This window comes from Acidovorax sp. KNOB132 (assembly GCF_057541515.1).
In genome coordinates this window covers 1-20,554 of record NZ_BAAJYT010000054.1, presented here as the reverse complement: position 1 = coordinate 20,554, position 20,554 = coordinate 1, and the positions used below count along the sequence as shown (strand labels likewise).

At 67.1% G+C, this 20,554-nt stretch carries 20 protein-coding genes; 9 read left to right on the top strand and 11 right to left on the bottom strand.

Annotated elements, in window-relative coordinates; all coding sequences use genetic code 11:
* From AC27IO_RS10205 to AC27IO_RS10195, 3 genes are all read right to left on the bottom strand, one after another.
* Positions 1–313: FecR family protein (locus AC27IO_RS10205; protein WP_498738834.1), on the bottom strand; the 313-nt coding region annotated here is incomplete at its 3' end.
* Positions 314–800: 487 nt separating this feature from the next.
* Positions 801–1,379: a sigma-70 family RNA polymerase sigma factor gene (locus tag AC27IO_RS10200; protein WP_284428419.1), complete on the bottom strand. Its 579-nt coding sequence runs from the start codon at positions 1,377–1,379 to the stop codon at positions 801–803.
* A gap of 154 nt (positions 1,380–1,533) precedes the next feature.
* The gene (locus AC27IO_RS10195) at positions 1,534–3,000 is read right to left on the bottom strand and encodes a short-chain fatty acyl-CoA regulator family protein (protein WP_498738836.1); all 1,467 of its coding nucleotides are present in this window, start codon (positions 2,998–3,000) and stop codon (positions 1,534–1,536) included.
* A gap of 122 nt (positions 3,001–3,122) precedes the next feature.
* Between AC27IO_RS10195 and AC27IO_RS10190 the strand changes: the two genes are divergently transcribed.
* Genes AC27IO_RS10190 through AC27IO_RS10175 form a run of 4 tightly spaced genes read left to right on the top strand, consistent with a single transcriptional unit; the run spans position 3,123 to position 7,089 of the window.
* Complete coding sequence (locus tag AC27IO_RS10190; protein WP_498738830.1) at positions 3,123–3,548, top strand: acyl-CoA thioesterase; 426 nt, start codon at positions 3,123–3,125, stop codon at positions 3,546–3,548.
* Positions 3,545–4,708, top strand: coding sequence for a bifunctional 2-methylcitrate synthase/citrate synthase (gene prpC, locus AC27IO_RS10185; protein WP_498738827.1), 1,164 nt, complete (start codon positions 3,545–3,547; stop codon positions 4,706–4,708). Before AC27IO_RS10190 ends, prpC begins: the two co-directional genes overlap by 4 nt.
* A gap of 58 nt (positions 4,709–4,766) precedes the next feature.
* A complete protein-coding gene (locus tag AC27IO_RS10180) occupies positions 4,767–6,218 on the top strand; it encodes a bifunctional 2-methylcitrate dehydratase/aconitate hydratase (RefSeq protein WP_498738825.1) in 1,452 nt (483 codons plus the stop codon).
* Positions 6,219–6,222: 4 nt separating this feature from the next.
* Positions 6,223–7,089 carry an isocitrate lyase/PEP mutase family protein gene (locus AC27IO_RS10175; RefSeq protein WP_498738823.1) on the top strand — a complete coding sequence of 289 codons (867 nt, stop codon included), beginning with the start codon at positions 6,223–6,225 and terminating at the stop codon, positions 7,087–7,089.
* A gap of 70 nt (positions 7,090–7,159) precedes the next feature.
* On the opposite strand, the gene AC27IO_RS10170 is transcribed toward AC27IO_RS10175, so the two are convergent.
* Positions 7,160–7,885, bottom strand: a complete 726-nt coding sequence (locus AC27IO_RS10170; protein WP_498738822.1) for a hypothetical protein — start codon at positions 7,883–7,885, stop codon at positions 7,160–7,162.
* 133 nt (positions 7,886–8,018) lie between these two features.
* Positions 8,019–8,450 (bottom strand): ABA4-like family protein, encoded by a 432-nt coding sequence (locus AC27IO_RS10165; RefSeq protein WP_498738820.1) that lies wholly within the window; start codon positions 8,448–8,450, stop codon positions 8,019–8,021.
* 120 nt (positions 8,451–8,570) lie between these two features.
* On the opposite strand from AC27IO_RS10165, the gene AC27IO_RS10160 reads away from it, so the two are divergent.
* A complete protein-coding gene (locus tag AC27IO_RS10160) occupies positions 8,571–9,254 on the top strand; it encodes a TetR/AcrR family transcriptional regulator (RefSeq protein ID WP_498738818.1) in 684 nt (227 codons plus the stop codon).
* Positions 9,255–9,301: 47 nt separating this feature from the next.
* Here the strand turns inward: AC27IO_RS10160 and AC27IO_RS10155 are convergent, their stop codons facing one another.
* On the bottom strand, positions 9,302–10,423 hold the full coding sequence (locus AC27IO_RS10155; protein WP_284428427.1) for a sensor histidine kinase: 1,122 nt from the start codon (positions 10,421–10,423) through the stop codon (positions 9,302–9,304).
* A gap of 548 nt (positions 10,424–10,971) precedes the next feature.
* On the opposite strand from AC27IO_RS10155, the gene AC27IO_RS10150 reads away from it, so the two are divergent.
* The 3 genes from AC27IO_RS10150 to AC27IO_RS10140 all read left to right on the top strand — a co-directional run bounded on the left by AC27IO_RS10150 (position 10,972) and on the right by AC27IO_RS10140 (position 13,258).
* On the top strand, positions 10,972–11,796 hold the full coding sequence (locus AC27IO_RS10150) for a DUF2167 domain-containing protein (RefSeq protein WP_498738815.1): 825 nt from the start codon (positions 10,972–10,974) through the stop codon (positions 11,794–11,796).
* 46 nt (positions 11,797–11,842) lie between these two features.
* Positions 11,843–12,610 carry a hypothetical protein gene (locus AC27IO_RS10145; protein ID WP_498738813.1) on the top strand — a complete coding sequence of 256 codons (768 nt, stop codon included), beginning with the start codon at positions 11,843–11,845 and terminating at the stop codon, positions 12,608–12,610.
* A gap of 105 nt (positions 12,611–12,715) precedes the next feature.
* Positions 12,716–13,258 (top strand): 2OG-Fe(II) oxygenase, encoded by a 543-nt coding sequence (locus AC27IO_RS10140; protein ID WP_498738812.1) that lies wholly within the window; start codon positions 12,716–12,718, stop codon positions 13,256–13,258.
* 46 nt (positions 13,259–13,304) lie between these two features.
* Here the strand turns inward: AC27IO_RS10140 and AC27IO_RS10135 are convergent, their stop codons facing one another.
* Positions 13,305–14,255, bottom strand: coding sequence for an NAD-dependent epimerase/dehydratase family protein (locus AC27IO_RS10135; protein ID WP_498738811.1), 951 nt, complete (start codon positions 14,253–14,255; stop codon positions 13,305–13,307).
* Between the two features lie 121 nt (positions 14,256–14,376).
* On the opposite strand from AC27IO_RS10135, the gene AC27IO_RS10130 reads away from it, so the two are divergent.
* Positions 14,377–15,276 (top strand): LysR family transcriptional regulator, encoded by a 900-nt coding sequence (locus tag AC27IO_RS10130; protein ID WP_498738809.1) that lies wholly within the window; start codon positions 14,377–14,379, stop codon positions 15,274–15,276.
* Positions 15,277–15,340: 64 nt separating this feature from the next.
* Here the strand turns inward: AC27IO_RS10130 and AC27IO_RS10125 are convergent, their stop codons facing one another.
* From AC27IO_RS10125 to AC27IO_RS10110, 4 genes are all read right to left on the bottom strand, one after another.
* On the bottom strand, positions 15,341–16,291 hold the full coding sequence (locus tag AC27IO_RS10125; protein WP_498738807.1) for a class I SAM-dependent methyltransferase: 951 nt from the start codon (positions 16,289–16,291) through the stop codon (positions 15,341–15,343).
* 224 nt (positions 16,292–16,515) lie between these two features.
* The gene (locus tag AC27IO_RS10120; RefSeq protein ID WP_498738805.1) at positions 16,516–17,481 is read right to left on the bottom strand and encodes a tripartite tricarboxylate transporter substrate binding protein; all 966 of its coding nucleotides are present in this window, start codon (positions 17,479–17,481) and stop codon (positions 16,516–16,518) included.
* Positions 17,482–17,690: 209 nt separating this feature from the next.
* Positions 17,691–19,562, bottom strand: a complete 1,872-nt coding sequence (lpdA, locus tag AC27IO_RS10115) for a dihydrolipoyl dehydrogenase (RefSeq protein ID WP_498738803.1) — start codon at positions 19,560–19,562, stop codon at positions 17,691–17,693.
* Positions 19,563–19,575: 13 nt separating this feature from the next.
* On the bottom strand, positions 19,576–20,554 hold a 979-nt coding region (locus tag AC27IO_RS10110), incomplete at its 5' end, for a 2-oxo acid dehydrogenase subunit E2 (RefSeq protein ID WP_498738801.1).

The following is a 20,554-nucleotide window of genomic DNA, read 5'->3' as shown; positions in this document are numbered from 1 at the left end:
CGGCCGCCGCCACGCGCACCCGCCCCTCCTCCACGGCCACGCGCACGCCGTTGTCGCCGGGCACGCTGGCGGTGTGGCGCACGGAAAACCGCGTGCCCACCACCGTCACCTTCACGGCGCCGGCCAGCACGTCGAACGGCCGGGTGGCGTCGCCCTGCACCTGGAACACGGCTTGCCCCTCGGGCAGGCGCACCTCGCGCCGCTGGCGGTACAGCGCCACCTCCACCCGCGTGGCGGTATCGAGCCGCAGGCGGCTGCCGTCGGGCAGCTGCACGTCCAGCTGCTGGCCGCGTTCCGTCGAGAAGTTCTGCACGAAAAACCGGCTGCTGCTGCCAGTGGTCCCAGGCCAGATAGCTGCCGCCGCCGGCCATCAGCACCACCACTGCCGCCACGGCCGCCTGCGGCACCAGGGCCGACCAACCCTGCAGCCACGCCCTGCGCCCGGTGGGCACCGGCGTGGGCTTGCGGTCCGCCTGGGCCTGCTCGGCCGCCAGCTGCCGTCGCAATTGCGCCACGCCGGCCGCAGGCAACTGGTCCAGCCGCTGCCAGTCGGCCTGCCAGCGGGCGAATGCCGCCTGTCGGCTGGGGTGCCCGGCCAGCCAAGCCTGGAATTCGGCGTTTTGCTCTACACCCCGTTCCCGGTCCAGGCGCGCGAACCACGCCAGCGCCTCGGTATCGAGGTCGCTGGGCAAGGGGGCCGCGCGGTGGGGATCGGTCATGGACATTTCAAAAGGGTACCTGGCAGTAGACGCACGGCACGGCGCCATCCCAACCTTGCGGATCCAGGAATGGGCAGCGCGTCATCGCGGGCCTTCCGGTAGCGTGGGCTGTGCCGGTGCGCGGGGGGAGCCGCCCAGCCGGTCCTGGCAATCGCGGCAGGCCTGCATGCCCCGCTGGATGTGGCGCTCCACCATGGTCACCGAGATGCCCATGCGGCGCGCGATGTCCGCCTGGGCAAGGCCATCGAACTTGTGCAGGATGAACGCCTCGCGGCAGCGCAGCGGCAGTTCGCCGATGGTAGCCAGCAGCGCGTTCACGGTCTGGGATGACATGGCCGCCACCTCGGGCTCGCAGGCCCGTGGGCCGGCCAGGGCCTGAGCGGCCTGCTCGAAGCCATCGTCTCCGTCCAGAGGGGCATGCTGGCCGCGCACCGCGTCGCGGCGGTGCTGGTCGATGACGAGGTTGCGCGCCGTGCGGTACAGAAACGCCCGGGGTTCGGCGATGGTCTCGCCCGACTGCTGCACGGCCAGCACCCGCGCATAGCTTTCCTGCGCCAGGTCGGCCGCCATCTCGCGATCCTGGACGGACCCCTGCAGGAACCTCAGCAACTCTCGGTAATAGCGCGCGAACACGGACATCTGAACCAGGGAATGGGCCATGCCCATCGACATGGCCAGACCTCGCGAACGCAGGATCGATGGCGCAAAAGGCAAGTGAAGGCCGCAGTATAGGAGATGCAGTAAATGAGATTCACTTCGAACTGCATGCACCATGTTCGCCGATGCGCTCATCGGCCCGTGCCACGGCGCACGGCTACCCACGGCCCGCCGTGTCCCCCGCCGGGTACGGGGTGAAGCGGCTTTCGTTCTCGCTCACATCCAGCGGCCGGCCCAGGAATGGAAAGGCCCGTTGCGGACAGCCGATGCGTTCGCACACCTTGCAGCCCATTCCGATGGGCGTGGCGATCTCGGGATCGTCCAGGTCCATGCCACGCGAATAGACCAGCCGGGGCGCATGGCGGATGTCGCAGCCCAGGGCCACCGCAAAGGTCTTGCTCGGCGCGCCGAAGCCGCCTTGGCCCGTGGAGACCGTCCGGGCGATCCAGAGGTAGCTGCGCCCGTCCGGCATGCGCGCCAGTTGCGGCAGGATTTTGCCGGGCTGCGAAAACGCTTCGTACACGTTCCACAGCGGACAAGTGCCACCCGTCTTCGAAAAATGGAAATGGGTGGCGGACTGGCGTTTGGAGATGTTGCCGGCCCGGTCCACGCGGATGAAGAAGAACGGCACGCCCGGCGCACCGGGCCGCTGCAGCGTGCTGAGCCGGTGGCAGATGGTTTCGAAGCCCACCCCGAAGCGCCGCGCCAGCCGGTCGATGTCGTAGCGCGTGGTTTCGGCGGCCTGCAGAAACACGGCGTAGGGCAGCAGCAGAGCACCAGCGAAGTAGTTGGCCAGGCCGATGCGCCCGAGTGCGCGCGCCTGCGGGTCGTGCCGGAATTCCGGCAGGTCCACCAGCGCATCGAGCAGCGTTGAATGCGCCAGCAGCGCCCACTGCGTGCCCAGCTGGAACGCGAGCTGGCCGGGGTCGAGCGACGGGGACAGCCGCAGCACCCTGCTGCCCGGGTCGTAGCTGCGCAGGTGCGTGCCCATGTCGTCCTGCGAGGGCACGGTGCGCACGCCGTGCTGCTGTTGCAGGCGCCGAGCCAGCCAGTCGGACAGCAGACCGCCCTCAGCCTGCGCCTCGGCGGCCAGCTGCTCGGCGGCGCGGTCGATGGAGTCCAGGTAGTTCTGGTGCGAGAGAAAGAAGTCACGCACGCGCTCGAAGGCCATGGGCTGCACGGGTGCAAGGGGGGCCTGGCCGTTGTCCAGCCCCCCTTCTTCCCCCCTGCCATCGCCCAGGCGCACGGCGAGTGCCTCCAGCCGCTGCGTGGCTTCGAGGTGGCGCCGGTGCAGCGCCAGCAACGCACGGCCCACGGCCGGCATCTGCGAGGCGATCTCCCGCAGCTCCGGCAGCGCGACCGACTCGCCCCCGGGGTTGTCCGCCAGCGCCTCCTGCAGGCCCGCCACCATGCGCGCCTCTTCGTCTTCGGAGAACTGCTGCACGTCCACCCCGAGCGTGCGGCTGACCTTGAGCAACACCGCCACGGTGAGCGGCCGCTGGTTCTGTTCCAGCTGGTTCAGGTAGCTGGGCGACAGGCCCAGCGCCTGCGCCATGGCGATCTGCGACAGGCTACGCTCGGCGCGCAGCTTGCGCAGGCGCACGCCCATGAAGGTTTTCTTCAACGCGTCGCCCGCCACCCAGAAGAAAAATTCGCAGAATTTGCAAACTGGCTGTTTTTTCATTTTGCAAAGCTTCGCCTTTTCAGTGCTTTATCAATGCCTTCATTGTGCGTAGATTGCGAAGCATGACAACCCCCAGCGGCCCCCTCTACGCGTTCCAGGACATCGTCTTTCCCTGCCAGGCGAACCACCACGGCACGCTGTTCGCAGGCCATGCCCTGCAATCCATGGCCAAAGCGGCGTTCCTGGTGGGACGCAGCGTGGCCCAGCGGGATGTGGTGATGGCCAGCGTGACCGGCATCGACTTCGTGTCGCCCGTGCCGGTGGGCCATGTGCTCACGCTGCAAGCCCGCGTGAGCCGGGTCGGCCGCAGCTCGATGACCGTCTGCGTGACTGGCCTGGCGCAGGCCCTGGGCGGTCCGCAGGAGGAGGTGCTTCGGGGGGTGTTCGAAATGGTGGCGGTGGACGCCGCCGGGCGCCCCGCAACCATCCCCCGCTCCGATGCCGCCCTGCCCACCGCCCCCCTCCCCTTTGCAAAGGAAATCGCATGACCCTCGCGACCCCCAACGCGCCCCCGGGCGCCCGCGTCAAGAAATCCGTGGCGCTGTCCGGCGTCACGGCCGGCAACACGGCGCTGTGCTCCGTCGGGCGCACCGGCAACGACCTGCACTACCGCGGATACGACATCCTCGACATCGCCGAGGTCTGCGAGTTCGAGGAAATTGCCCACCTGCTGGTGCACTGCAAACTGCCGACCACCGCGGAACTGCGCGCCTACAAGGCCCGGCTCCGCGCGATGCGCGGGGTGCCGGCCAGCGTCAAGTCGGCGCTGGAGCAGATCCCCGCGCATGCCCACCCGATGGACGTGATGCGCACCGGCGTGTCGGCGCTGGGCTGCACCCTGCCCGAAAAGGACGAACACCCCACGCCCGGCGCGCGCGACATCGCCGACCGGCTGCTGGCATCGCTCGGCTCGATGCTGCTGTACTGGTACCACTGGTCCACCCAGGGCCGGCGCATCGACGTCGAAACCGATGACGACTCCATCGGCGCGCACTTCCTGCACCTGCTGCATGGCCGCAAGCCGCCGGCGAGCTGGGAGCGCGCCATGCACACCTCGCTCAACCTGTATGCCGAGCACGAGTTCAATGCCTCCACTTTCACTGCGCGCGTCATCGCCGGCACCGGCAGTGACCTGTATTCGTCGATCTCGGGCGCCATCGGCGCGCTGCGCGGTCCCAAGCACGGCGGCGCCAACGAGGTGGCCTTCGAGATCCAGAAGCGCTACGACAACCCCGACGAAGCCGAGGCCGACATCCGCCGCCGCGTCGAGGCCAAGGAGGTGGTGATCGGTTTTGGGCACCCGGTCTATACCGTGAGCGATCCGCGCAACGCGGTCATCAAGGGCGTGGCCAAAACCCTGTCCCAGGAGGCGGGATCGACCCGCATGTTCGACATCGCCGAACGGCTGGAGGCCGTGATGCGCGAGGCCAAGAACATGTTCCCCAACCTGGATTGGTTCAGCGCCGTGAGCTACCACATGATGGGCGTGCCCACGGCCATGTTCACGCCCCTGTTCGTCATCGCCCGCACCAGCGGCTGGGCCGCGCACGTGATCGAGCAGCGCATCGACAACAAGATCATCCGGCCCAGCGCGAACTACACGGGGCCCGAAGACCAGGCCTTCGTCGCGCTGGCGGACCGCACCTGAAGCCGCATTGGCGCATCCCACCTTTTCTTTTCACCACTACCCGACACCCCTGCCCCCCATGTCCGCGCCCATCAGCAACATCCGCCCCGAATACGACCAGGTCATCGTCGATATCGTCGACTACGCGCTCCGCTACGAGGTGACCTCGGACCTCGCGCTCACCACCGCCCGCCACATCCTCATCGACACCCTGGGCTGCGGGCTGGAGGCGCTGGAGTACCCCGCGGCGCGCAAGCTCATCGGTCCCATCGTCAAGGGCACGTCCGTACCCCACGGCGCCAAGGTGCCGGGCACCCCGTTTCAGCTCGACCCGGTGCAGGCCGCGTTCAACATCGGTGCTTTGATCCGCTGGCTCGACTTCAACGACACCTGGCTGGCCGCCGAATGGGGCCATCCGTCGGACAACCTGGGCGGCATCCTGGCCGTGGCCGACTGGCTCAGCCGCACCGCCGTGGCGGCGGGCAAGCCACCGCTGGTGATGCGCGACGTGCTCACCGCCATCGTCAAGGCCCACGAGATCCAGGGCGTGATCGCGCTGGAAAACGCCTTCAACCAGGTCGGGCTCGACCATGTGGTGCTGGTCAAGGTGGCATCGACCGCGGTCGTCTCCCAGTTGCTGGGCCTGTCGCGCGACGAGACGCTGGCCGCCGTGTCGCTGGCCTGGGTCGATGGACAAAGCCTGCGCACCTACCGCCACGCACCCAACGCAGGCAGCCGAAAGAGTTGGGCAGCGGGTGACGCCACCAGCCGTGCCGTGCGCCTGGCGCTGATCGCGCAGACCGGGGAGATGGGCTGCCCCTCGGCACTGACCGCCAAGACCTGGGGCTTCTACGACGTGTGCTTCAAGGGCCAGCCGTTCCGCTTCCAGCGCCCCTACGGCAGTTATGTGGCGGAGAACGTGCTGTTCAAGATCAGCTTTCCGGCCGAGTTCCACAGCCAGACCGCGGTCGAAGCCGCCATGGCTCTGCACCAGCAACTGCGCGACATAGGCAAGACCGTGGATGACGTGCAGCGCATCACCATCCGCACGCACGCGGCCTGCATCCGCATCATCGACAAGCAGGGCCCGCTGAACAACGAGGCGGACCGCGACCACTGCATCCAGTACATGGTGGCGGTGCCGCTGATTTTCGGCCGGCTCACCGCAGCCGACTATGAAGCCGGCGTGGCGGTCGATCCGCGCATCGACGCGCTGCGCGCCAGGATCCATTGCGTGGAAGACCCCCGCTACACCGCCGACTACCACGACCCGGAAAAGCGCAGCATCGCCAATGCGCTGACGGTGGTGTTCAACGACGGCAGCGCCCTGCCCGAAGTGGCGGTCGAATACCCCATCGGCCACCGGCGCCGGCGCGCCGAAGGCATTCCACTGCTGGAGGCCAAGTTCCGCCGCAACCTCGCGCGCAGCTTCCCCCCGAAGCAGCAGGACGCGATCCTGGCGGCCTCGCTCGATGCGCAGACGCTGGAGGCCCTGCCGGTGCACGAATACATCGACCTCTACGTGATCTGACGCCATGGCCCACACCCCACGCAAACACCTGCGCGCACTGGTGGAGGCCCGCCGCGGCGTGCTGGTGCCAGGCGCCTTCAATGCGCTGTCGGCCCGGGTCGTCGAAGACCTGGGCTTCGAAGCGCTCTACGTCACCGGTGCCGGTGTGACCAACATGTGGTTCGGCCTGCCGGACCAGGGCTTCATGGGCCTGCACGAGATCGCCGACCACACGGCGCGCATCCGCGACGCGGTCGCCCTGCCCCTGCTCGTCGATGCCGACACGGGCTTTGGCAACGCGCTCAACGTCCGGCACACCGTGCGCGTGCTGGAACGGGCCGGCGCCGACTGCATCCAGCTCGAAGACCAGGTCGCGCCCAAGCGCTGCGGGCACTTTGCCGGCAAGGAGGTGATCGCCTGCGAAGAGGCGGTCGGCAAAATCAAGGCGGCGGTGGATGCGCGCACCGATCCCGACCTGCTCATCATGGCGCGCACCGACGCGGCCGCAACGCTGGGCCTGGAGGCGGCCATCGAGCGTGCCGAACGCTTCGCGCAAGCCGGGGCCGATCTTCTGTTCATCGAGGCCGTCACCAAAGCCGAGGACATTCGCGCGCTGCCCGGACGCCTGGCCACGCCCCAACTCATGAACATGGTGATCGGCGGGCGCACGCCCATCGTCGGGGCAGAGGAACTGGGCCAGTTGGGCTACGGGATCGTGCTGTATGCCAATGCAGCGCTGCAGGGCGCGGTGGCCGGCATGCAGAAAGCGCTCACCGTGCTGCGCGAGACGAAGCGCCTCGGCGAAGACCCGGCCTTGGTGGCTCCCTTTGCAGAGCGCCAGCGCCTGGTGGGCAAGCCGGCGTGGGACGCCCTGGAGCAGCGCTATGTCTGATGCGGCCGGGTAGCCGAATCCCCCTCGTCCGCGCCGTGGGTATACGGTCCTTCGAAGCCGATGGTGCGCGCTATCCGATGAACGCAAGAAACGCATGGCCCTGCAAAGCCTGCACGAACACCGCCAGGACGACAGCGCCGTAGATCGCAGCCACGCCAACGACGCCGCGCTGGCCCAGCCGAAGGAGTGGGCCCAGCATCAGCGCCGCGAGCGGGATGGCGTGCATGGCGTGGGTGGCGAAGAAATGCGGCACGCGCAAGTCGCCGGCATGTCGCAGCCAGCCCATCCATGCCATCGCCCCGCTGGTGCCAGGCAGTGCACCGACACGGTGGCTTCCCATCACCGCCATGGTCCCGGCGGTGATCAGCGTGAGCCCGAAAGTCAACAGCAGTCCGGCGACCAGCGCGTGGCGCATGCTCGCGGACAGCGGCTGGGTGCCGGGATGGCGTGCAAGGCCCCATGCAATGGGCAGCACCATGGCCAGGAGCACCAGGGAACCTGCACCCATTGCGCTGTAAAGCGCCGCGTCAAAGGCCGTGGCGATGTTGAAATGCGAGCCCACGCCCCGCGCCGACTGCAGGGTGATGATGGCCTGCTCCATGGCGATGGCCAACAGGCCGGCAAAGATCGCCACCCGGAACACCCGCCGCTGTCGCCAAGCCGGGTCGATGAAGGCGGCAAAGCAGCCCAGACTCATGAGGTAGAGGGCAAAGCCGATCGCAAACTTGATCGGCTTCGTCCACAGCGTAAGCCCGTGCCATTCCCGGTCGTCCAGCAGACCGGCCAGCACCAGCACGGGCAGACCGGCCAGCAGCGCGCCACCGAGCCGGACCATTGGGCCATCCCAATCCGCGAGCGACGACCGCCAGGGTGGTCGCAGAGACGGGGTGAATTCAGTAGCGACAGCCATGGTGCTTGTATCGGACACGTCAGCCTGCCTCGGTCTGGCGCCGTGGGGCGGTGCTGCGCACGATCAAGTACAGGAGAAAGCCGGCCGGGCCGAACAGAAAGGTGGCCGCCAGGCAGGGCAGGACGAGCCAGAACCTGACCGATCGCCGGCGGGCATCCCGCACTTCCCACGCACCGATGGCCAGATCGAAAGCAAGGTAATGCAACCAACCCGCCAGCAGCACCGGCCTGGAAGCGAACAGGCGCGCTACGTCATCGAGCGAAGAAAAACCGCCCTGCGCTGCGGCGAAATGCGCCAGCATGAGCGCTGTATAGAGCGTGGCAAGCAGCGAAGGAATCACCCAGGCCGCCAGGCGGTTCGACCATCGGGGCATGACCGGGCTGGCCACCAGGACCATCCAGCCCAGCAGAGCCAGCCCGGAGGAGATTGAAAAAATGGAGTCCAGTGTCATGGCAGGTTTCGGATGGATTCGGTTAAAAGCATTAAATCTAGGCACTGTAAACATTAATTTTTACATCGTCTAGATAAACTCGGGTTTTTTTCACGCCTGACGTTTTTGGACAAGCAAGACATGCCCACCAGCAAGACACCCGCAGTTGCCACGGCGAAGCGACGCACCCGGCCCGCCCCGGCCCCGCTGCCAGCGCCGCGCGGCTATCACCACGGCGATCTGCGTGCCGCATTGCTCGATGCGGCCGCAGCCGAACTCGACGACAAGGGCATTGCGGGCTTTTCGCTGCGCGGCACGGCACGGCGCGCGGGAGTCAGCCACGCGGCGCCCGCACACCACTTCCCGAACACCGAAGCCCTGCTGTGCGCACTGGCGCATCAGGGCTTTGACCAGTTGTCGGAGGCGATGGAGCGCGAAATGGCGCAAGGCAAACCTGGTCCCCAAGCGCGATTGGCATCCTCTGGAAGGGCCTACGTCATGTTTGCGCGGGCCCATCCGCAGCTTTTCAGGCTGATGTTCTTCGGCCAGCGCCTTCCCCAGGAGCCGACGGAATGCGCACCCCAAGGCCCCGCCAACCCGCTGGCGCTGCTGCGGTCATGCATCGAGGCTGCGCTGGGGCCCGCAGCCTCGCCTGTCGAGGCGGCCACGGCAGTGGCTTCCAGTTGGGGCCTTGTCCACGGCCTTTCCTACCTGTTGATCGAAGGAACTGCAGGCTTCCTGCAGGCCTTTGCCGAAGAGGAGCGGCAGGCAATCATTGACCGCGCCATCGACCAACTGGCGTTGGCCATTGGGCCCACCCCGTAGCACCAAAGCGCGCGCTACTGCGACCGGGTAGCGCGCGCGCAGGGGCCTCAGGCCGCCTTCGAAGATTTTGGCAACACCATCTTGAACCGGATGACGCCGTCCGCCGTCGAGGCGGTCACCTCGCCCTGGTGCGCCTTGGCAATCTCCCGCACGATGAACAAGCCCAGGCCCAGGTGCCCCGACGAAGCCCCTGAAGGGCTGGCGTTGCGTCGCAAGGGGTCGAACAAGGTATCGAGCACTTCCGGGGCAATTGGATCGGACAGGTTCTCCGTGGTGATCTCCACCGCTGCCGCTTGCCCTACGACGATCACGGCGACTTCGCTGCCCTCCGGACTGTGCTGGGCTGCGTTCGATACCAGGTTGGAGACCGCCTGCCGCACACGCGACGGGTCGAAGTCGCCCCGGGCATCACCCGTGATCTGCCAGCGAATCCGGCGCTTGGGAAAAGCCTGCTGCAGCATCTCTAATTCTTCCTGGCAGGCCGCGCCCAAGTCGACCGCCTGGCGATGCAGCGGCGTGCCCACGCCCAGCGTGGCCTTGTTGTATTCCAGCAGTGAGTCGAGCAGCACATTCAGGTGACGGCCATTGCGCAGCAATGCGCCGACCAGATAGGTCGCCTGCTCAGGGTTCTGGCTCCCGACCCGCTCCAGCAATTGCGCGGTCAGCAGCATGGCGTTCAGGGGACCACGCAGGTCGTGGCCCAGCACGCCGAGAAAGATATGCCGCCACTTGGCGACCTCAGCCGCATGGAACGCCACCGACTCCGCGACCGCCTGGTCGATGGCTTCGTTGAAGCGCACCGTGTCGTCCATCGCGAAGGCGGTCGGCTGGCCGGATTCCATCCACAGGCGCAGCACGCAGGAGCGAATCACGCGGTACTCCGCCACCAGCTGCTCTATGTCCAGTCCGATGCGGGCCCGCAGCGTGCCATGGGACTGCGCGGCGGACTCCTCGGCAGGGGGCGCGGCATGCCCCAGGGATTTGTCGATGGACTGCTCCCGGCTTTGCGGCTGCTCCAGGTCCAGTGCGATGGCGTCCAGCACCAGCGGAAGGTGATTGCGCAAGACGCTTGCAGCCGAGCCCTGCAGCGCGGGGATGCGGGTCGCGTAGGCAAATGACTCGGCGAGGATTTCTTCCCGAGCGTGGCGAATGAACTGCGCAAGGCGCATGGCAATACTCCTATCGGCCTTAACGATAAGTAACGTGGTGGTTACCGAGACAAGATGAAGCCGAGCGCGGGGTGGGGTCGATGGGCACCGTGACTGCGCAGGCTTGCTCTGCGAACCGCCGATGATTTGAAATCCTGTTCGGTCCGCGCAGGCCAGCTTACGATGGCCGGCGGGGGGCTGCCGCAGGCGCCCTGCGGCCATTTCGATGTAGTCATTCTTGACCTCGTGCCGAACGAAATGCCCCCTCTGCCGCTGGCCTGCTCAAGTGGCGTTGCAGCAGTGGCGCAGCGCAGCGCGAGGGCATTCCGGATTTCGACAACGCCCTGACGCAACCCTTCGATGCCGACCGGATCATGGCCATCTTCCTGCCCTGTCCGGGGCGGTTGGGTGGTGTGGCGCACCGGGTACATTTGCCGTGGCGCCGGGCGGGAGAGGTGTCTGCTCCAGCCACGGGCTGGGCGGAAGGCCTGTGCGCACACTCCAAAAACCAATTCATAACAGGGTAAGAAATGATCAAGTCGTTGGCTACGGCCATCTTGGGCATCAGCATGTCCATGGCCCTTTGGGCCCAGGCGCCGGAATCGCAGCAGCGCCAGGAAAAACTCGCGGAGCAAGTCAAGGCACTGCACTGGATCGACCAGGGCCAGGGCGAAATCGGCAGCAACGCCACCATCAAGATCCCGAAGGGATACGCCTTTTTGGACGACAAGGACACGGCCAAACTGCTGCAGCTGTATGGCAATCCGCCCACCCCGAACCATTACCTGATCGCCCCGCGCTCGCTGGACTGGTTCGCGGTGTTCTCGTTCGACGACACCGGCTACATCAAGGACGACGAGAAGATCAATGCCCCCGAACTGCTGTCGTCCATCAAGGCGGCCGATGCAGAGGGCAACCAGCAGCGCAAGAAGCTGGGGATGGAGGCCCTGTACACCGAGGGCTGGCAGGTCGAGCCGCATTACGACGCGCAGAGCAAACGCCTGGAATGGGGCCTGCGCCTGCGCGATGAAAGCGGCCACCAGGCGATCAACTACACCTCGCGCATCCTGGGCCGCACCGGCGTGATGAGCGCCATCCTCGTGTCCGATCCCGAAAACCTCGCGAAGGACACCGAGCAGTTCAAGCAGGTGCTCACCGGATTCAACTACAACAGCGGCCAGACCTACGCCGAATTCAAGAACGGCGACAAGCTCGCCAAGATCGGCCTGGGTGCGCTGGTGCTGGGCGGCGCAGCGGCTGTGGCGTCCAAGAAGGGTCTGTGGACGGTCATCGGCGGTTTCATCGCCGCGTTCTGGAAGTTCCTGCTCGTCGGCGTGGCCGCTGTCTTCGGTGCCATCGGCAAATTGTTTGGCCGCGGCAAGAAGGAAGCCTGAGCACCGCGCCCGCTACGGCCCCCTCGCCGCCAACCTCTGACACCCCGTGTTCACGCTGCTGGGCCCCGAAGCGCAGGTGATGCTCGCCATCTGCGCCTTCTACGCGTATGACGCCTGCGTGCCGCTGGCCGCAGATGCCGGCTTGCTGCGCCGGGGCCGGCGGGTTTGGCACGGGCTGCTGGCGACGCAGGGTTTCGAGGTCCGCTGGGCCTACCTGGCCTGGCCTGCCTTGCTGCTGCCGCACCAGCCCGTCTACACCCTGCGGTGGGACGCGGAGCGTGTCCACCTGCCGGGCGATGCGCGGGCGATCGAGGGCCTGCGCCAGCACGCCAAGGGTTTCGCTGGCTTCGCGTGGCCGCTGTATGGCCTCGGGGCCACCTTGTTCATGCTGCTGCCTGCGGCGCTGTTCCTCTGGCCGAGCGAGGCCGCGCAACTGGGCTGCCTCGCGCTGATCTACGGGTTTGCGTTCTGGATCGCGCTGCTGGCCCTGCGGCAGGGGCGGCGCGGCCATACGCCACGGCACACCGCGCGCTCGGTGGCGGTGCAGGCCATCCTGTGCCCGCCGTTTGCGCTCAACGCCGTGCGCAAGCTGTCGGCAGCCTATTCGCCCCCTTGCGATTGGCTTCAGGCGGCCCATGCCGTGCTGGAGCCGGGTGCGTGGCGCGACCTCGCGGAGCGCGCGCAAGCCGTCGTCGAAGCGGGCATGGACCAGGCGCAGGCCGAGGACAACCCCCAGACGCTGCAGCGCCTCAGCGCAGCCCTTGGCCGGCTGCAAGCCAGCAGCGGGGCCAGTGCGGATGGGCATGTGCCGTAGCCCCCAAAACCAGCATCTCCACACACTGTGAGACCATCGAAACACGCAGCCTGCGCGCTGACCTTGGGCTGCGCTTCGGACGTTTTTTTTGGCGGAGATCGAACCATGCATCGGGTGACACTGAGTCCTCGCGTTTTCACCATCCCCCAGTTTTTGACGCCCGCCGAGTGCGGTCAACTCATCCAGCTGGCTGAGGACACGGGTTTCATCGCGGCGGAAGTGCGCACCCACGGTGGACCCCGACCCCTGCCCCAGGTGCGAAACAACCAGCGCACGATGGTGGAACGCCCGGACTGGGTGGCGCTGCTGTGGCACAGGCTGTCGCAGGTGGAACTGCCGGAGATCGAGGGTGCCCGTGCTGTGGGCCTGCCCAAGGATCTGCGCTTCTACCAATACACGCCCGGCCAGCGGTTCAAGATGCACAAGGACGGCCCATGGCATGAAGGCGGCCTGACCAGCGCACTCACGTTCCTGGTCTACCTGAACGAGGGATTCGAGGGAGGCGCCACCGACTTCAAGACCTTCCAGGTGCAACCCAGGCAAGGCACGGCCATCTTGTTCATCCACGACACCTGGCACGAAGGCGGCGCGCTCGTGGAAGGCACCAAGTACGTGCTGCGTTCGGATGTGCTGTACGCCAAGGGCTAGGCCATCTTCTGAACCGCTTGGATGCCCTGCATGAAAGAGGCAGGCTTCAACCCCCGCGCTCTGCCGCAGCCGCCAGCGTTTGCCGGATGCCCTGCGCATAAGGCGTCTTGTGGATCGGTCCCAGCAGTTCCTGCAGGGCCGAGTCGTCCATGAGCACCGGGTCGGTGAGCAGGTAGTGCATCTCCACCATCTCGCGCATGAACGGGTTGAACAGGCCGATCAGGCGCAGCATGGTCTTGCCCACCACCCTGCGCTTGAGCGCCCTGCCGGTCTGGCGCTCCATTTCGGACACCATTTCACGCTGCGTCGTCACGCCGGCTCCGCCCAGGTTCCAGATCTTGCCGAATGCCGCGGCGGTGTTCGCCAGCTGGACGATCACCGGGCCCACATCCGGCACGTAAACGAACTCGTGCGGGAGGTCGATGGGCCCCACCATGTCGGCGGTGCCGCCCTGCACGGCGGCCTGCGCAGCCCCATGCAGCAGGCTGGCCTGCACGCCGGGGCCATAGAAATCCGGCAGGCGCAGCACCGTGGCGCGGATACGGCCCTCGGCATGGGCTTGCATCACCAGGTCTTCCTGTGCCTTGCGCATTCGGCCCTTGAACGTGTGCGGCGCCCGGGGGTGGTCTTCGCGCACCGGCTGTGTCCGCGGGCGGCCGTACGGATACACCGTGCCGATGAGAACGATGTTCCGGACGCCGGCCGCGATGGCGCCCGCCAGCGTCTTGCGCATCACGTCCGGGTGCAGCCCGAACTGCCAGTAGTTCACACCCACCATGTAGACCAGCGTCTCCACGCCCGACGCGGCCGCTTGCACCGAAGCCGGGTCGTCGGGATTCCAGGTCACGATGTCGGCCAGCGGATCGGCGCCGAAAGCCTGGCTCAGGCTGGATCGGGTCCGGCCGACGACGCGATAGGGCTGGCCTTTGGCGCGAAGCGCAGCGGCGATGCTTTGTCCAATGGCGCCTGCGGCGCCGAAGAGTGCGATGGGGGGCATGGTGATGTCCTGCTGAATCTGGACCGCCGGTACTTCAGCGGTGCGAGCCTGCAGTTTGCGATCGGAGTGGGTCAAAGAAAATTGCCTAAAATCGCATCCCCACTATTCATAAATGCATACCATGGCCGATCCCGAACCGAGTTGGGAGTGGTACCGGACCTTCCTGCAGGTGCTGAAAACCGGTTCGCTGTCAGCGGCCGCGCGGGCGATGGGCTTGACGCAGCCCACCGTCGGCCGCCATGTCGACAGCCTGGAAAACGCCCTGGCATTGAAGCTGTTCACGCGCTCGTTCGATGGGTTCAAGCCCACTGAAGCCGCGTTGGAACTGCAACCCTATGCGGCCGGCCTGGCGTCCACCGCGGCGGCGCTGCGCCGCGTGGCCAGCAGCCATGGATCCGGCGTTCGCGGCACGGTGCGCCTCACGGCCAGCGAGATCGTCGGGGTAGAGGTGCTGCCCCCGATCCTGTCGGCCCTGCGCAGCGCGCACCCGCAACTGACCATCGAGCTGGTGCTGTCGAATGCGGCGGACGACCTCCTGCACCGGGAGGCCGACATTGCCGTGCGCATGTTCCAGCCCACGCAGGAGGCCCTGGTGGCCAGGCGCATCGGCGCTGTGGAACTGGGGATGTATGCGCACAAGCGCTACCTGGCGGCCCACGGGGTGCCGAAGTCGATGGACGACCTGGCCGGCCACGCGATGATCGGGTTCGACCACGAGACGCCTTTTCTGCGCAGGATGCAGGCGCAATTCCCGGTGTTCGCTCGCCCCGGGCTCGCGTTTCGGGCAGACAGCGATCTGGCGCAACTGGCAGCGATCCGGGCAGGCTTCGGCATCGGTGCTTGCCAAGTCGGGTTGGGGGCCCGGGACAAGTCGCTGGTGCGCGTGCTGCAGCCGGTGTTTTCGCCTGCGCTGGACACCTGGATCGCCATGCATGAGGACCTGCGCGAGAGCCCGCGCTGCGCTGCCACCTTCGCCGCGTTGGCTGCGGGCCTCACGCGCTACATCCAGAGCGGCGGCTGAAGCGGCCCGCCCACGAAGGGCGCTGCGGGCCATACGAGCAGAGGCATGGGCCTTCTATCGGGCATCAATCCGGCGCTTTGTACACCAGCACCTTCAGGGCCCGCTCCGCCTGCACGTCCGCGAACACCGCAGGATTGGCCAACCGCTCCACGAACGCCAAGTCCGGCGCCAGCGCCTGCATCTGCCCTTGCAGAAAATCCAGGCCCAGCTCCGGCGCATTCAGGCACAGCAGCGCGTGCCCGCCCGGCGCCAGCAGGTCCGGCAGCCGCCGCATGAGCCGCGCGTAGTCCTTGGTGGCGACGAAGCTGCCCTTCTGGTAGCTGGGCGGGTCCATGATCGCCAGGCCGTAGGGGCCGCCGCGCGTGATCTTGCCCCAGGTACTGAAGATGTCATGGGCCAGAAAGCCTGCGCCCGTGGTCAGTCCATTGAGCTGGTGGTTCTGCTGCCCGATGGCGATGGCGCCGTGACTCATGTCCACGTTCACCACCTGCCGGGCGCCCGCCTGCAGTGCCACCACCGAAAACGCGCAGGTGTAGGCGAACAGGTTCAGCACCTTGGCACCGCGCGGTTCGCGTGCCTGGTGCGCTGCGACGCATTGCCGAACCCAGCGCCGGCCTTCCGCCATGTCCAGGAACAGGCCGTGGTTCTGCCCCTTGAGCACGTGCACGCGAAAGCGCGCGCCCTGCTCCGTGACCACATGCGGGTCCGGCACGGCGCCTGCCATCAGCCTGGTTTCTGCGCGGCCCTGCAAGCGCAGTGGCTCGTGGCGGCACTGGAACACCCAGTTCAGCGGCTCGCCCGGCGCGATCTGCGCCCATCGGCCTTGCAATGCGGCACCGATGGTGGCGAGGTCTTCTTCGGCCACGGGCAGAAAACTGGTGAGCACGAAGACCGGCGGGTAGGCGTCCAGCGCCCAATGTTCGCAGCCGGGAAACCGGCCGCCGCGTCCGTGGAAGATGCGCTGGGCGTCCGTGGGGAGGGCCATCGTGGCGATGGCGTCAAGCAAGGGTTGCATGGTGCGATTGTGGCAAAGAAACCAGGGCGAAAAGCCCTCCGCCGCTTGCCGATCCGAACCCACCAGCTACCAATTCCATAGCAACCGCCATCCCTGGCTTGCCCACCCATCGCGTTCGAGGGCCGGTGCGCCAACGAACTGCCGCCACTCCGAAGCGCAGGGCCGCCTGCTCACGCTTTCACCCTGGCCATCCCTTGCCCGGCCCGCCCCGCGAGCGCATCGGATCAGTCCACCGACGCGCCGGATTGCTTCACGGCCTTGCCCCACTCCACGATTTCGCGGGCGACGAACTGGTCCATGGCCTCGGGCGTGCTGGGCGACGGCTCGGAGCCACGGTCGCGGATGAACTTCTGCATCTCGGCGCTGGAGAGGATGTCCACCACCTCGTGGTTCAAGCGGTCCACGATGGCACGCGGCGTGCCCTTGGGTGCCATCAGGCCCAGCCAGCCCACGGCTTCGAAGCCCTTGAACTCCGGCAGGCCGATTTCGGCAATCGCCGGCACGTTCGGCAACTGGCTGGAGCGCGTGGCAGAGGTGACACCCAGCGCAACGGCCTTGCCCGCCTGGATGTTGGCCAGGCCCGCCGTCACCGAATCCACCATCAAGGGCACCTGCCCGCCGATGAAATCGGCCTGCGCCGGCCCGCTGCCCTTGTAGGGAATGTGTTCGATCTCGATCCTGGCACGCGCCTTGACCATCTCCCCGCTCAGGTGCTGCGTACCGCCGATGCCCGCGCTGGCATAGCTCAGCTTGCCCGGCTCGGCCCGGGCTTTGTCCACCAAGTCTTTCATGGTCTTGATGCCGGACTGGGGGTGCGCCAGGAACACCAGCGGCACCTTGGCGACGAGGCTGATGCCCTGCAGATCCTTGCGCGGATCGAAGTTGACCTTGCGGTACAGCGTCTGGTTCACCGCCATCGCGCTGCCGGCCATCACCAGCGTGTAGCCGTCCGCCTTGGCGCGCACCACCTGCTCGGTGCCGATGTTGCTGCCCGCGCCGGCCTTGTTGTCCACCACCAGCGGCTGCCCCAGGCGGGTGCCCAGCTTCTCGGCCAGCGCCCGGGCGAAGATGTCGGTGGCCTGGCCGGGCGGAAAGGGAACGACCAGGGTGATGGGCTTTTCGGGCCAGGCCGCCATGGCGGCACTGGACAGCGCCAGCAGAACGGCCGACGCGCAGAATTTCAATCGCATGGGGAAATGTCTCCTGTGGTGGATTCGAGTCCATCGCAGCGCGTGGCGGCAAGTGCATTGTTGCGCCTGGCCCGAACTTCGACCCATGATAGGCCGCCGCTGGCGTCCCCTCGGCGCCCACGCCCCGTCCAATCGCGACCTTCCGGCCCATGAAAAAAGGCAGCCGAAGCTGCCTTGCGTGATGAGGGCGCCGCACAGTGGCGCCGGACTCACTTCTTTTGCGGCGGCACGTCCGTGCAGGAGCCATGGGCGATCTCCGCCGCCATGCCGATGCTCTCGCCCAGCGTGGGGTGCGGGTGGATCGTCTTGCCGATGTCCACCGCGTCGGCGCCCATCTCGATCGCCAGGGCGATCTCGCCGATCATGTCGCCCGCATGCGTGCCGACCATGCCGCCGCCCAGGATGCGGCCGTGGCCATGGGCCTCGGGCGAATCGTCGAACAGCAGCTTGGTCACGCCTTCGTCGCGGCCGTTGGCGATGGCACGGCCAGAGGCCGTCCAGGGGAACAGGCCCTTCTTGACCTTGATGCCTTGCGCCTTGGCCTGGTCTTCCGTGAGGCCCACCCAGGCCACTTCGGGGTCGGTATAGGCCACGCTCGGGATCACGCGGGCGTTGAAGGCGGCGGCGGCCAGCTCTTTGTTGCCCTGCAGTTCGCCGGCGATGACTTCCGCCGCCACGTGCGCCTCGTGCACGGCCTTGTGCGCCAGCATGGGCTGGCCCACGATGTCGCCGATGGCGAAGATGTGCGGCACGTTGGTGCGCATCTGGATGTCCACGTCGATGAAGCCGCGGTCGGTGACGGCCACGCCGGCCTTGTCGGCGCCGATCTTCTTGCCGTTGGGCGTGCGGCCCACGGCCTGCAGCACCAGGTCGTACACCTGGGGTTCCGGCGCGGTGCCGCCCTCTTGCGCCGCGGCGAAGGTCACCTTGATGCCCTCGGGCGTGGCTTCGGCGCCCACCGTCTTGGTGTTGAGCATGATGTTGTCGAAGCGCTTGGCGTTCATCTTCTGCCAGATCTTGACGAGGTCGCGGTCGGCGCCCTGCATCAGGCCGTCCATCATCTCGACCACATCCAGGCGCGCGCCGAGCGTGCTGTACACGGTGCCCATTTCCAGGCCGATGATGCCGCCGCCCAGGATGAGCATGCGCTTCGGAACCGCCTTGAGTTCCAGCGCGCCGGTGGAGTCCACCACGCGCGGGTCCTTGGGCATGAACGGCAGGTGCACGGCCTGCGAGCCGGCGGCGATGACGGCGTTCTTGAAGGCGATGACCTTCTTGCTGCCCGTCTTCTCCTGGCCCGTGGCGCCCGTGGTCTCTTCCACTTCGAGGTGGTTCGCACCCACGAACTGGCCCACGCCGCGCACGGTGGTCACCTTACGCATCTTGGCCATGGCCGCGAGGCCGCCCGTCAGCTTGCCGATGACCTTTTCCTTGTGGCCGCGCAGCGTGTCGATGTCCACCTTGGGCGCACCGAAATCGATGCCCGCCGCCTTCAGGTGGCTGACCTCGTCGATCACCGCCGCCACGTGCAGCAGCGCCTTCGACGGGATGCAGCCCACGTTGAGGCAGACACCGCCCAGGGTGGCGTAGCGCTCGACCACGATCACCTTGAGGCCCAGGTCGGCCGCACGGAACGCGGCGCTGTAGCCGCCGGGGCCACCGCCCAGCACGAGCACGTCGCAATCCAGGTCGACCGTGCCGCCGTAGCTGGCCGCCGGAGCGATTGCTACGCTTTTTGTAGCAGCATGCCCTAGTGTTGATTGTGCTGGAGCCTGTTTTGGCTCGGAAGCTGCCGCAGGCGCCGCTGCAGGTGCGGGCGCCGCGGCCGGCGCGCTGGCGGCGTCGGACGCCTCCAGCGTGAGCAGCACGGAGCCTTCCGCGACCTTGTCGCCGATCTTGACCTTGAGCTCCTTCACCACGCCGGCATGGCTCGACGGGATTTCCATCGATGCCTTGTCGGATTCCACGGTGATGAGGCTCTGCTCGGCCTGGATGGTGTCGCCGGGCTTCACCAGCACTTCGATCACGCCCACTTCGGCGAAGTCGCCGATGTCGGGCACCTTGATGTCGATCACTGCCATAGGGGATGCTCCTTTACAGCAGGATGCGGCGGTAGTCCGCCAGCACTTGGCCGAGGTAGGCGTTGAAGCGCGCGGCGCTGGCGCCGTCGATCACGCGGTGGTCGTACGACAGCGACAGCGGCAGCACCAGGCGCGGCACGAAGGCCTTGCCGTCCCACACCGGCTTCATCTGGCCCTTGGAGAGGCCGAGGATGGCCACTTCGGGTGCGTTGATGATGGGCGTGAAGTGCGTGCCGCCGATGCCGCCCAGCGAGCTGATCGACATGCAGCCACCCTGCATGTCGGCCGCGCCGAGTTTGCCGTCGCGGGCCTTCTTGGCCAGTTCGCCCATTTCCTGGCTGATCTGGAGGATGCCCTTCTTGTCGGCATCCTTCAGCACCGGCACCACGAGGCCGTTGGGCGTGTCCGCCGCGAAGCCGACGTGGTAGTACTGCTTGTAGACGAGCGTGTCGCCGTCCAGGCTGGTGTTGAACTCGGGGAATTTCTTGAGCGCGGCCACCACGGCCTTGATGACGAAGGCGAGCATGGTCACCTTCACGCCGGACTTCTCGTTCTCCTTGTTGGTGGAGACGCGGAAGGCTTCCAGCTCGGTGATGTCGGCCTCGTCGTTGTTGGTGACGTGGGGAATCATCACCCAGTTGCGGTGCAGGTTGGCGCCGCTGATCTTCTTGATGCGCGACAGGTCCTTGCGCTCCACCGTGCCGAACTTGGCGAAGTCCACCTTCGGCCAGGGCAGCAGGTCCAGCCCGGCACCGGAGCCGCCACCACCGGCCGGGGCCTTGGCGGCCTGGGCCTTGGTCTGGGTGGCGCCGCTCATCACCTGCTTGGTGAAGGCCTGCACGTCATCCTGCGTGATGCGGCCCTTGGGGCCGGAACCCTTGAGCTCTTCGAGCGGCACGCCGAGTTCGCGGGCGAACTTGCGCACCGAGGGGCTGGCGTGCGGCAGGCCGACGGGCGCGGCGCCCGGGGCGTGCGGCGCGGGCGCTGCAGCC